We start from the raw sequence: 11,046 nt of genomic DNA, 5'->3' as shown, positions 1-11,046 counted from the left end.
GGGCTTGGCGACCGCCCCGGAAGCGTCGGCGCGGGGTGGCTTCGGCGGTGGTGGCTTCCATGGCGGCGGATGGCGGCGGCCGGGGTTGATCGGCGTCGGACTCGGCCTCGGCCTAGCCGGAGCCTATGCGAGCTACGGCTATCCTTATGGATACGGCTACGATCCCTACTACGCCAGCTACTACGGCGACGGATATGGTTACGACGGCGGTTGCTATCTCGTCCGGCAGCGCGTGTGGACCGGCTATGGCTGGGGCATTCGTCGGGTTCAGGTCTGCAACTGACCTCGCCCTAAAACAAGTGACCTCAGCGCGATCCGTTGAGGTCATGCCTTGTCATTCAGCGTCTCGGCTTTGATATGGAGATGGTAAAATGCTGATGACTCTCACTCTTCCGGATTTGACATGGCTGTTTCTGGCCGTGGTGATTTCCCTGCTATCCGCGGCGGTCTGGGCGTTCTGGGAAGTCGAGCAGAGAAACCGCCTTCAGAACGGCGATCGCTTGGGATCGTGGTACTCGTAAATAAGGTCGGGCGCGGACACCGCGGCCAAGCACCCTTGAGCACACTTGAGCACACTTGAGCACGTGGGTTCTAATGTGCGGCGTGTTCCTCAGCCTGGCGGTCTGTGCGGCAGAAGCGATGGGTAGCCGTCGCATCGGCTAGTTGGGTTAACGTCACGCCGATCGCCGATCGGCAACGTAATTTCGCGGCCAGGTGCCGCGCTTGACGGAGTAGGCGATGGAACACTTAAAGGTTTGAAATTATTGGTACAAAGAGCAAGGCCGCTGGCGGAGTATGACGCCGAGCGGCCTTGCAGTGCCCCGGACATTAAATCGGCTCGCGCCGTCCGGTAAGTTGCATTCTGCACCGAACTCGCGCGATTAAATGTGAACTGGTTCACATTTGCCGAAAAACTTGCAGGCTCGTGCCGGTCGACCACCAGCCACGACCATTGCATCAGCAGTAGCCATGGAAGCCGCATGCATAAGGCAGGCGGGCGAAGTTATAATCGAGCGACCTGCCGTAATACGGACTGTAAAAGTAAGAATTGGGCTTGCCGTAATAACCGGCGACGAGCGGTGGGATATGCACCGGCGGCGCGTACACCGTGGTGTAGCCGTAGTCCCGATTAGCCAGAGCCTCGGCGAGGGGCCGGTCCGCGAAAACCGCCCCCAGCCGGCTTTGAGCGGGCAGATCGGCGGCATCCGCAGCCATCGCGCCGATTGCGATGGCGAAAACGGACAGCGTTATCCTGCGCAACATTCCTGACCTCCGTTGATTCGGGAATCCTATCGCAGGGCCGTTAGGAACTGTTAACGACGCTGCATCGCAGCGCCGCTCAGTTGAAAAAGTTGCGGCCAGCCTTGGGGGAGACTGGCCGCGCGCGATCCGGTCTGGGACGGGGAGGGGTGGGGATGTGACCGGGTCGCGGGTCTCCTTGTTCTGCTCGTGCTCAGCGGTCGCGGGCGCTGGCGGTGGCAACCGCGGGACGGCTGTCGCCCAGCGCGACCCAGACGTTGGGGTCGCCTTGCGATTGACGCTTCACGAAGCGATAGCCGGTCTCGGTCCAGGCCACGACGCTTTCGTTCTGGTTGTCGAGGATGAATTCGCCCTTATCGCTTTTCACGGTCAGCACGGCATGGCCTTCGCCCTTCTTGTCGCGTACCACCGTGACCAGCAGCGCCTCGCGCGGCCATCCTGCATCAATCAGCATCTTGCGCTTCAACAGCACGTAGTCCTCGCAGTCGCCGTAGCCGTCCGTCGGCAACGACCATTTCTCGATCACGCCCCAATGATCCATGTCGGTCATCGGCTTGATGGTTTCGTTGACCCAGCGGTTGACCCGCAGCAGGTCTTTCCACGCGGTCTGCGTCATCACGATATCGCGCGGCTGCGTCGCGCCGCCGCGGCAATCACCTGGATTGTCGGCGCAGAATTCGACCCAGCCGATCGGCGAACGCGTGTTGTCGCCAAGACTCGCATAAAGGCTCGCATATTGAACTCGCTCGTCTCCGGCTTGCGCCGGCGCAGTCATTCCCAACAGGATGGCAGCAAACACCAATCCTATCCCCTGTCCCCTGGTACCAAACATTGTGGCCCCCGTTTCTTGTTGGGACCATGTTTCGCACAAAGGTTTTGCGGCGCGGCTAAGTTGGGCAAGTACAATTGAATTGAATACTGTTCAATACTTAGGTATGTTTGATATATACTTTAATCGAATTTGACTAAAATTTGAAATGACTGCAATTGATTCAAATTTTATGCATTGCAGTGCGCTCCCAGTGAAACCTGCATCTTGCGTGGTAAGGCAAGGAAGACGTGGATGGCCGGGACAAGCCCGGCCATCCCGCGAGCTGGAGCTGCGCCGCCGAGGGAAGTCGTCATGCCCGGCCTTGTGCCGTGCAGCGCAGATTTGCAGCGCTCAACGGCGCCGCGGGTGCTCCCGGCACGCCGACAACGTTGGAGAAAGCCCGCTGCAGCGGAAGCCGCCGTCACGTCCTGGAAAAATGCAGAATCGGCGTGCGGCCGTTACCGGGCGGTGACGCTGTCTTCCAGCGTCTCGGCCAGCTGCTCGTGGACGAATTCGAGGGCAAAGCCTTCCTCGAGGTTTCGCACCACGCGGGCCTGCACCTTGCCGAGTGAAACCAGCGATTTCAGCGGCGGGCGGTTTTCCGCGGCGATGGCTGCGCCGGACAGCGACATGTCGATGATCCGGCAGGTCATCCTGCTGCCGTCCTCGAGCGTGAGCACGGAAATCGGATTGCGCGGTACGATACGATCGTGGCGGCGGTCTTCCGGTAAATTCAAAATGTCGCGGTTGGCAAGCCAGGTGAGCTGCGCCGCAAGCTTGTCGCGTTTGCGCGCGGTGGCGCCGACACTCATGGCAAAGCCGTTGTCGATGATGCGGGTGATCTTGCCTTCGACCCGGCCGATATGATCGAGATAAGCGATCACGCGGTCGCCGACATTGCCGATCCCGGGCGCCAGCAGCGCCAGCCCGCCGGGCGACATATTGATGATCTGGCACGGAAATTCACGCCGGTCCGGCAGCATATAGCGGCCGAGCAGGTGAACCTTGACGCGCTGAAAGCGCCGCCGCTCTTCAGCGGCCGGAAGGATCGATTTTTTGTGCGCCAACGCCATCTTCGCTACCCGACAACCGGCTGATAGGTGTCATTCGACCCTACGGCGCGCAGGGTTAACGATGTATTACGGCGGATGCCTGCGTGGGCTGCAATCGTCTTGCGCCTGCCGCACCGCCGCCTGCAGGCGATTGAAGCCCCAGAGGATGGGCGGACAGGCCAGAAGCGTCGCGGCGCCGAAGTCCAACGCTGCCCCGGCGCTGCCGGCCCATTTGGCGCAGGCGCCGCCGAGCGCCGGTCCGAGCATCATGCCCGCATAATAGACCGTGAAGAAAAAGCCCATGCCGATCGCCCTCGTCGCAGGTTGCAGCACACGCGCCGGCAGGCTCATGATCGAACCCGCCGGAAGGCCGCAGACCAAGCCAAGTGCAACGGTGATGGCAATCACCGCGCCACTGCGCGACAGCAGGATCATCAGCGTCGCGAACACCATGCAGCCTGCACCGATGATGAGTCCGGGACGTCCGACGCGATCGGCAAGAAAGCCGCCCGACGCCACTGAGATCACCGTGAGCCACAGCACAATGCTGATCGCCGGCCCTGCCGCCGTGATCGACCAACCGCGCTCGACCAGCATCGACGGTCCGAAGCTGAAGATCATTGCAAAGCCGATGTTGTAGAGGCCCCAGATCGCTGCCGCGGCGATCAGCGCGATAATGGACGTACGATCGAGGCGCCCGGTTGCGCCGCCCCAGGTCACGGAACTCGCCGGCGGCTGGTACAGCGCGGCGAGCAGCACCATCCCGCATCCGATCAGCGCGGCGACGACAAGATATACCGCGCTCACGCCATGGGCCGTGCCAATCGCCGGGAGCGTCAGCAGCGAGATTGCGACACCGGCCGGCCAGGAATTGACGAAGATCGCCATTGCGGTCGCGATCTCGCGTCCGGCGAACCAGTCGGTCACCATCTTGGTCATCTGCACGTTGAGCATCACGCCGCCGGCGCCGGCGACCAGCCTTCCAGCGATCTGAGTGCTCCAGGATGACGAGAGCGCCATCGCAAGTGCGCCGGCCAGCATCGACAGCAGCGCTGTAAGAACCGTGGCCTTGTCGCCGAATTTCCGTCCGATCGCGCCCCCGGGCAATGCCAGCGCCACGCCCGGCGTAAAATACAGCCCGATCAACAGCCCGATGTCGGCAAGGCTGACGCCGAAATCGCGTTCCAGCAGCGGCGCGACCGCCGCGACGCTTTGAAATTGAAACCCCATGGTGAGGCGGACCGCGAACAGAACGGCAAGAATGCCCCAGCGATTGCGCAACGCGTCATTCCTTAAATTTCATGCAACCTGAGGCACCATCACGGAGCTGTCAATTCGCTGCCTGAACGGACGGGGCTCCACATTGGCAGCGCCGCCGACTTCAAATAGGTTTCGGTGACCCACGCAATCGAACCCGATAATTACCGACCAGCCGGAGAGAAGCTTCATGGAACAAATCCGCGTCTGCACCTATGACGGTCCCGGTGCTACGCCGGTGATCCGCACCGTGCCATGGCCGAAAATCCCGAAGAAGGCCGCGCTGATCAAAGTCGGGGCCTGCGGCGTGTGCGGCACCGATCTGCATATCCTCAAAGGGCACTGGCCGAAGCAATTGCCATGGCCATTCACGCTGGGCCATGAGATCGGCGGCGTGCTGGTCGAGGTCGGCTCGGAATTTTCCGAGGATTTCATGAGCAAGCCGTTGAGCGTGGGATCGAAGGTGATGATCCCGCCGCTGATGCCGTGCGGGCATTGCTACTACTGCATCCACTATCCCGAGAGCGCCAACAAGTGCCTGACGCCGGTGTATTACGGCCGCTATCTTGGCTTCGACAAGGCACCGCATCTGTGGGGCGGCTGGGCGGAATATGTCTATGTCGATCTCGACATGCTGCCGGGCACCAAGATCTACAAATTGCCGGACGACATGTCGCTGCGGCTCGGGGCCCTGTCGGAGCCGCTGACGTCCTGCATTCGTGCCTTCAACCGCGCGACGCGGGCTGGCGGATTCAAGTGGGGTGACACCGTAGTGATCCAGGGTTCCGGGCCGATCGGGATTCTGGCGGTTGCGGCGGCGCAGGAGATGGGCGCGGGCAGGGTAATCTGCATCGGCGCGCCGGAGCAACCGCGGCTGAAGCTGGCGCGGAAATTTGGCGCAGAAGCGACCGTCGACATCGAAGAAGTCAACACGCCGGAGGCGCGCATCAAGGCGGTGCGCGACGTCGTCGGCGGTTTCGGCGCCGACCTGGTGATGGACTGCTCGGGACATCCAAGCGCCGGTCCGGAGGGCATCGAAATGCTGCGCGACGGCGGCACCTATGTCGAGATGGGACAGTTCACCGACGCAGGTTCGATCAATACATCATGGCACCGCATCTGCACCAAGGATCTCAATGTGCTGGGTTCGTGGGGATTCACCGGTAACGATCTGCCGCTCGGCGTCGACATGCTCTATCGCACGCGAAAAAAATATCCATGGCTGGAGATGCAGACGATCTATCCGTTCTCCGAGGATGGCATCGGCCGCGCCGTGGCGGACGCGATGGCGATGAAGACGGTGAAGTCTACCATCGTGCCGTGGCCGGAGCTGGCGGAGTGACATAAACACCGTCGTTGCGGGGATGCGCCTTTTGGCAGATCCGGATCCAGCGCAATGCACCGCCTTTGGATTCCCGGTTCGTCGCTCGCGGCCCGGAATGACGCGATGGGTGTTCGTGGCTCATGTTGCGCCGTCAGCGCAGGCCCTCATACACCATGAAGCCGCGGGCGATTGCAATTTTGCGCAGCACCCTGGGGCCGAAGCGTTGCGGCGGATGTCCTATATAGCGCCAGGAGACGAGCTCGAAATTCCGGATCGCGCGATGCCCGCCACCGAGCGGCGCCAGCAACCCGGTCAGGCTTAACGGCGTATGCGCGCGATTGTTGAACGGCAGCAGCAGCAATTCCAGATGCGCACGCGAACCGTCCGCGGCGGTGGCGGTGATACCGGCGACGGCTGCCAGCATTTCCTCGGCGACGATGCCGACGATATCCTCAACGTCGCGGCGGCACTCGGGTTTGAACAGCGCGGAAAAACTCGATCCCTTCTGGTCGCGTCCGAGCAGCGCACAGACCCGCGTTCCGGCGACGCGAAAAGGGTAGCCCGCTGCGGGATCGTAGGACAGCACGAAAATATCGCCGAGCAGTTCGCGTACCGCTCCGGGCTCGATCTCGCTGCGATCCGGCGCGCGCGCGGGACCACGCTTCTTGTCCCAATATGCGAAGAATTCCCGGTTCGACGGATGCTTCATCTAAAATTCCTGACCCGCGCGCCGGCGCGAAAGGACACATCTGTTCCGCTTTCAGCCACCGCGCGCCCCCCGATTGTTGTGCAGGAGAGGTCTTGCAGCGTACATGCCGCAGGCGGTTTCGCGCCGGTTTTGCCGAGGATTTGCGGCGTTAACGTTAAATTCACCATGTTGTTGGGGATCGGCAGGGAACGGGGTAGATCGATCCATCGCTTCGCCGGTTTTCTCCAGGAGCCGGCCATTGCAGTGGCGTCAAACAGATTGGTCCCCGTGCGAGGAGGGGCGGAAAGTCGCCGTCACCCTCGGCGCGACAAGGTCAGCATCGAACGAGGGAGAGCTGCTCAGGCTCTCCCTTTTTTCTTGAGTTCGTTCCTGGTGCACGGACGCGGCGCCCTTGCGCTGCAGCGCAGGGATGCGGAACACCGGATTTGCGCCTTGCGCCCTTGCGCCAAGCCGCTTATCTGGGCGCATCGCTGCCGCCTGCTTTGAGGTCTTTGACCCTTTGGATTCCCCCGACGAACTATCCCAGCCTATCCCGCGCGAACCTATCCTGACGCTACCGCGTGCATTGACCGCCTATATCGTCCTGATTGCGGCAATTCATCTGCGCGTGCTGCTGCCACCGGAGGCGGAATACTGGACCATCGAACTGTTCGGTTTCATTCCGAAGCGCTTCGATTCGACGCTGCTGGCGACGCCGTTTCCGGGCGGCTCGCCCGCCAAGGTGTGGTCGTTCGTGACCTATTCGCTGCTGCATGCCAATCTCAGCCATATCGGCTTCAACGTGCTGTGGCTGCTGCCGTTCGGAAGCGCCGTGGCACGCCGGTTCGGCGCGCTGCGGTTCTTCCTGTTCATGGCCGTCACCGCGATCGCCGGCGCGCTGGCGCACCTCGTCACTCATGAACACGCGGTTGCGCCGATGATCGGAGCTTCCGCATCGGTGTCCGGCGCGATGGCGGCTGCAATCCGTTTTGCCTTCGTGCAGGGCAGTTTCCTGTCGTTTCGCCGCGGCGATGCGGATGCTGCGGCGCAAGTACCGGCGCTGTCGCTGTTACACGCGTTGCGCAATCCCCGCGTGCTGGGATTTCTCGGCGTCTGGTTCGGCGTCAATATCATCTTCGGGATCGGATCGGTCGCAATCGGCGCCGACGGCGCGAGCGTCGCCTGGCAGGCGCATATCGGCGGGTTTTTCGCCGGCCTGGTGTTGTTTTCGCTGTTCGATCCGGTGCCGCGCCCGGCGCATGGCGCCGCGGATACACCATCCACCGACATGTCCGATCGTCGCTGATCCCATGCGCCTTGCGGCGCAGCTTGATTTCATCCATCATCGCTGCGTTTTCAGGCGAATGGACTTTCGTTTCGCATGAAGAACATGCCTTGCATGCTCGATGCGCACGAACCAACGCGACGCCCGACTGTTGCCTGAAGATGGAATGGACGATCGCGCAGACGTGTGACGTGATCGAATCCCTGGAGGCGACCATGACGGTACGTGCAATTCTGGATTCCAAAGGCCACGACATCCTCAGCGTTGAGCCTGGCGTGAAACTTTCGGCTGCGGTAAAAATTCTGTCGGAGCGGCGGATCGGCGCCGTGCTGGTGATGAGCGGCGGGCGCATCGAAGGCATCCTGTCGGAGCGCGACATCGTCCGCGTGATCGGCGAACGCGGCGCGGCCGTGCTCGATGAGCCGGTGAGCGCGGTGATGACGCGCAAGGTGGTTTGCTGCCGGCCGATCGACACCGTCGGAGCGATCATGGAGAAGATGACGTCGGGCAAGTTCCGGCATCTGCCCGTGCTCGAGGGCGGCGAAATCGTCGGTCTGATTTCGATTGGCGACGTGGTCAAATGGCGCGTGAAGGAATTCGAAGACGAGCAGGAAGCGCTGCAGAATTACATCAAGACCGCGTGAAGCCGCTCCATGTTCCGTGTTCCGCTCGCGGTGCTCCGCACCAGAGCGCGGCGTTAATTCAGCGCTTCTTCTCGCCCGCATTCGCCTTGCCTGCGCCCGGCGCGAGAATTGCGATCGCTTCCTGGATCGATTCGATGGCGCGCTCCGCGGCGCGCGCGCCATGCGCGATCAAATCGTCGGCGCGGTGGAAATCGAACCAGCCGATCTGGCCGACGCGGGGCGAGATCAGCAAGTCCGGCGGATCGCCGGCCAGCCGCGCGCGGGTGATGCGGTCCTGCATGATGTTGAAGGCGTCGACCATCACCGTGGAGATGCCGGGGCGGCCGCCGCCGCCGAAAAATTCACGCTTCATGGTGCGCTCGGGGGAGAAGAACTTTCCGAGCCCGCGCTTTGGCGCCACGGCCTCGATGACCGGTTCCGGCGCGCCGGTCGAGGCGCCATGGGAATAGATGGTGGTGGAGTGCGCGAACACGTCGCTGGAGAGATTGGCGGCGATCACGATTTCCGCGCCCAGCGCGCGGGCCGCCGACACCGGTACCGGATTGACCAGCGCGCCGTCGACCAGCCAGCGATCGCCGACCAGGACCGGCGAGAAAATTCCAGGCAGCGCATAGGAAGCGCGCATCGCCTCGACGATGCGGCCATGGGTCAGCCAGATCTCATGGCCGGTCCGGACCTCGGTCGCAACGGTGGCGAATTTCAGTGGCAGCTCCTCAATCAGCATATCGCCCAATGCGGCCTGGAGCTGGCCTGCGAGCTTGTCACCGCCGATCAGTCCTGATCCGTTGAGGCGGATGTCCAGATAGCCAAGAATGTTCCGGGGTTGCAGGCTGCGCGCCCACTCCTCGAGCCTGTCAAGGTGTCCCGCGGCATAGGAACCGCCGACCACCGCGCCGATCGAGGTGCCGACTACGACATTGGGAACGATGCCGTGGGCGACCAGCGTCCGGACAATGCCGATATGCGCAAATCCGCGCGCGGCGCCGCCGCCCAAGGCCAGCCCGATCACGGGTCGCCGGATGCTGCCGAGGCCGACCTTGTCGCGGCCATTTGAGCCGATCTGACTACGGCCGATCAAATTTTCCAGCACCGATAGGTCTCCCTGAATGGCGCGCAAAGCCTAGGCGTTGCGGCGCTATCTTGCCAGAAGCTGTCGCCAGCATGGTTTATGCTTGGGTCCGGATGTCGGGCTGAGATTATGACCGTGTCGGGGCGCAGCGCGTCAACTCCTCGCCTGCCGCCAATTCTGATAGGGGTGAGGTCGCCAACCTACCCCCCAGGCTTGAATTTGCCGCGTTTTCGGTGAAAAGCATGCGCCATGATTGTGAGGGGCAATATTGCAAAGGCTGGCGGGAGCGATCGAACCTGGCGCGGCCGGCTGATCGTGGCGTTGGCGTTTGTCGGCTGCGTCGCGGCCGCGATGCCGCGGACGTCCCTTGCCCAGATGTTTACGGATCGGCCGCCGCCGGTACCTCCGTCCTCTATTCCCGACGCCCCCTCGGCACCGGCCATGAACCTGGCGCCGCCGTCGGGCCCGGCTTCGGCGCCGAACCTGCCGGCGCCGCTGACCCAGCCTCCTGTTTCCACCGCGACACCGCCGGCCGCAGCGCCGCCGATCGCAGCGACGCCGGGCCAGGCCGTGCTGTCGCTGACGGCGCGTTACGGCAAGGACCTCCCCGTCATCAACAGCGGCCTTGTGTGGCGGGTGTTTTCCGACCGGCCCGACGAGACCGGCACTTTCAAGCTGATCCGGGAGGAACGCGGCGCCACGCCCAACATCGTGCTGCCGCCGGGGAGCTATGTCGTCCATGTCACCCTCGGCCTTGTCAGTGCCGTGCGGCCGGTGACCTTGAAGTCCGACACCTTTCGCGAATCTTTTTTGCTGCCGGCGGGTGGCCTGCGCATCGAGGGTCGCGTCGGCACGTCGAAAATTCCGCAGAACCAGATCTCGTTCGCGATCTACAAGGGCAGCCAGTTCGAGGCCGCCGAGCGCGCCGCGCTGCTGCCGAGCGTCGCTGCCGGCGACGTCGTGCTGCTGCCCGAAGGCACCTACTACCTCATCTCCAATTACGGCGACGCCAATTCGGTGGTGCGCTCCGATATCCGCGTGCAGGCCAGCAAGCTGACCGATGTCATCATCACCCATCGCGCCGCGGTGATCACGCTCAAACTGGTCAGCGACAAGGGCGGCGAGGCGCTGGCCAATACCGCGTGGTCGGTGATCACGCCCGGCGGCGACGTCATCAAGGAATCGATCGGCGCGTTTCCCCGCGTGGTGCTCTCCGAAGGCGAGTATCGCGCCATCGCCAAGAACGAGGGCAAGGTGTTCGAACGGCCGTTCAACGTCGTCAACGGCGTCGACGGCGAAATCGAAGTGGTGGCGCGGTAGCGCCGGCTGCGCGCCATAGTGGCATTACGCGCGTCCCGACGTATCGGGTGGGACATTGCCATCACCATAGGCCTCATTGCCGGGCTTGACCCTACTGTATGCACACATCTTTGCGCGGTCCGAGCGCCGCTCTTGCGGCGGCTTTGATTCTCTGAATCGATACTGGTTCGGCATCGATCGGAGAGCATCGGATGGATGCGCGGGTCAAGCCCGCGCATGACGAGAGATTTGTTTTTCATACGGCCGCCGGTGGAGGTGTTACGATCGAGTCGCTGATCCGTCTTGTGAAGCTCAAAGCGGCGTTCACGCACTTGTGAATGTATACCTATCCCCGCT

The 11,046-nt window shown here is 62.7% G+C and carries 13 protein-coding genes; 7 read left to right on the top strand and 6 right to left on the bottom strand.

The annotated features are described in order from the left end of the window. The first annotated feature begins 4 nt into the window (after positions 1–4). Complete coding sequence (locus ACFE72_RS12585) at positions 5–283, top strand: hypothetical protein (RefSeq protein ID WP_375413430.1); 279 nt, start codon at positions 5–7, stop codon at positions 281–283. A gap of 88 nt (positions 284–371) precedes the next feature. Then, entirely contained in the window at positions 372–521 is a 150-nt protein-coding gene (locus ACFE72_RS12580) for a hypothetical protein (RefSeq protein ID WP_375413429.1), read from the top strand. Positions 522–957: 436 nt separating this feature from the next. Here the strand turns inward: ACFE72_RS12580 and ACFE72_RS12575 are convergent, their stop codons facing one another. From ACFE72_RS12575 to ACFE72_RS12560, 4 genes are all read right to left on the bottom strand, one after another. After that, complete coding sequence (locus tag ACFE72_RS12575; RefSeq protein ID WP_375413428.1) at positions 958–1,263, bottom strand: hypothetical protein; 306 nt, start codon at positions 1,261–1,263, stop codon at positions 958–960. A gap of 190 nt (positions 1,264–1,453) precedes the next feature. Further along, a complete protein-coding gene (locus ACFE72_RS12570; RefSeq protein WP_375413427.1) occupies positions 1,454–2,092 on the bottom strand; it encodes a transglutaminase-like cysteine peptidase in 639 nt (212 codons plus the stop codon). Between the two features lie 437 nt (positions 2,093–2,529). Beyond that, positions 2,530–3,144 (bottom strand): PilZ domain-containing protein, encoded by a 615-nt coding sequence (locus ACFE72_RS12565; RefSeq protein ID WP_375413426.1) that lies wholly within the window; start codon positions 3,142–3,144, stop codon positions 2,530–2,532. Between the two features lie 66 nt (positions 3,145–3,210). Then, positions 3,211–4,404, bottom strand: a complete 1,194-nt coding sequence (locus ACFE72_RS12560; RefSeq protein ID WP_375413425.1) for a CynX/NimT family MFS transporter — start codon at positions 4,402–4,404, stop codon at positions 3,211–3,213. A gap of 166 nt (positions 4,405–4,570) precedes the next feature. On the opposite strand from ACFE72_RS12560, the gene ACFE72_RS12555 reads away from it, so the two are divergent. Further along, positions 4,571–5,722 carry a zinc-binding dehydrogenase gene (locus tag ACFE72_RS12555; RefSeq protein WP_375413424.1) on the top strand — a complete coding sequence of 384 codons (1,152 nt, stop codon included), beginning with the start codon at positions 4,571–4,573 and terminating at the stop codon, positions 5,720–5,722. Positions 5,723–5,855: 133 nt separating this feature from the next. Here the strand turns inward: ACFE72_RS12555 and ACFE72_RS12550 are convergent, their stop codons facing one another. Next, positions 5,856–6,413 carry a PAS domain-containing protein gene (locus ACFE72_RS12550; protein ID WP_375413423.1) on the bottom strand — a complete coding sequence of 186 codons (558 nt, stop codon included), beginning with the start codon at positions 6,411–6,413 and terminating at the stop codon, positions 5,856–5,858. Positions 6,414–6,912: 499 nt separating this feature from the next. Here ACFE72_RS12550 and ACFE72_RS12545 point away from each other — a divergent pair, with 499 nt between their 5' ends. Then, positions 6,913–7,698: a rhomboid family intramembrane serine protease gene (locus ACFE72_RS12545; RefSeq protein WP_375413422.1), complete on the top strand. Its 786-nt coding sequence runs from the start codon at positions 6,913–6,915 to the stop codon at positions 7,696–7,698. A 194-nt stretch (positions 7,699–7,892) separates the two neighbouring features. Continuing rightward, positions 7,893–8,321: a CBS domain-containing protein gene (locus tag ACFE72_RS12540; RefSeq protein ID WP_375413421.1), complete on the top strand. Its 429-nt coding sequence runs from the start codon at positions 7,893–7,895 to the stop codon at positions 8,319–8,321. Between the two features lie 58 nt (positions 8,322–8,379). Here the strand turns inward: ACFE72_RS12540 and ACFE72_RS12535 are convergent, their stop codons facing one another. Then, positions 8,380–9,411, bottom strand: coding sequence for a patatin-like phospholipase family protein (locus ACFE72_RS12535; RefSeq protein ID WP_375413420.1), 1,032 nt, complete (start codon positions 9,409–9,411; stop codon positions 8,380–8,382). Positions 9,412–9,639: 228 nt separating this feature from the next. On the opposite strand from ACFE72_RS12535, the gene ACFE72_RS12530 reads away from it, so the two are divergent. Together ACFE72_RS12530 and ACFE72_RS12525 are read left to right on the top strand one after the other, a co-directional pair. Then, positions 9,640–10,710 carry a hypothetical protein gene (locus ACFE72_RS12530; RefSeq protein WP_375413419.1) on the top strand — a complete coding sequence of 357 codons (1,071 nt, stop codon included), beginning with the start codon at positions 9,640–9,642 and terminating at the stop codon, positions 10,708–10,710. A 191-nt stretch (positions 10,711–10,901) separates the two neighbouring features. Beyond that, on the top strand, positions 10,902–11,027 hold the full coding sequence (locus ACFE72_RS12525) for a hypothetical protein (protein WP_375413418.1): 126 nt from the start codon (positions 10,902–10,904) through the stop codon (positions 11,025–11,027). Positions 11,028–11,046 lie beyond the last annotated feature (19 nt).

The sequence above is a fragment of the uncultured Bradyrhizobium sp. genome, from assembly GCF_964252615.1.
Lineage (GTDB): Bacteria > Pseudomonadota > Alphaproteobacteria > Rhizobiales > Xanthobacteraceae > Bradyrhizobium.
Note: the sequence above shows the minus strand (reverse complement) of the source record. Positions and strands in the feature narration are given on the sequence as shown.

Bases quoted from the DNA above. Each gene is read 5' to 3' on its own strand.
- ACFE72_RS12580 (WP_375413429.1), top strand. From the start codon at position 372: ATGCTGATGACTCTCACTCTTCCGGATTTGACATGGCTGTTTCTGGCC.
- ACFE72_RS12575 (WP_375413428.1), bottom strand. From the start codon at position 1,263: ATGTTGCGCAGGATAACGCTGTCCGTTTTCGCCATCGCAATCGGCGCG.
- ACFE72_RS12570 (WP_375413427.1), bottom strand. From the start codon at position 2,092: ATGTTTGGTACCAGGGGACAGGGGATAGGATTGGTGTTTGCTGCCATC.
- ACFE72_RS12565 (WP_375413426.1), bottom strand. From the start codon at position 3,144: ATGGCGTTGGCGCACAAAAAATCGATCCTTCCGGCCGCTGAAGAGCGG.
- ACFE72_RS12555 (WP_375413424.1), top strand. From the start codon at position 4,571: ATGGAACAAATCCGCGTCTGCACCTATGACGGTCCCGGTGCTACGCCG.
- ACFE72_RS12550 (WP_375413423.1), bottom strand. From the start codon at position 6,413: ATGAAGCATCCGTCGAACCGGGAATTCTTCGCATATTGGGACAAGAAG.
- ACFE72_RS12540 (WP_375413421.1), top strand. From the start codon at position 7,893: ATGACGGTACGTGCAATTCTGGATTCCAAAGGCCACGACATCCTCAGC.
- ACFE72_RS12530 (WP_375413419.1), top strand. From the start codon at position 9,640: ATGATTGTGAGGGGCAATATTGCAAAGGCTGGCGGGAGCGATCGAACC.
- ACFE72_RS12525 (WP_375413418.1), top strand. From the start codon at position 10,902: ATGGATGCGCGGGTCAAGCCCGCGCATGACGAGAGATTTGTTTTTCAT.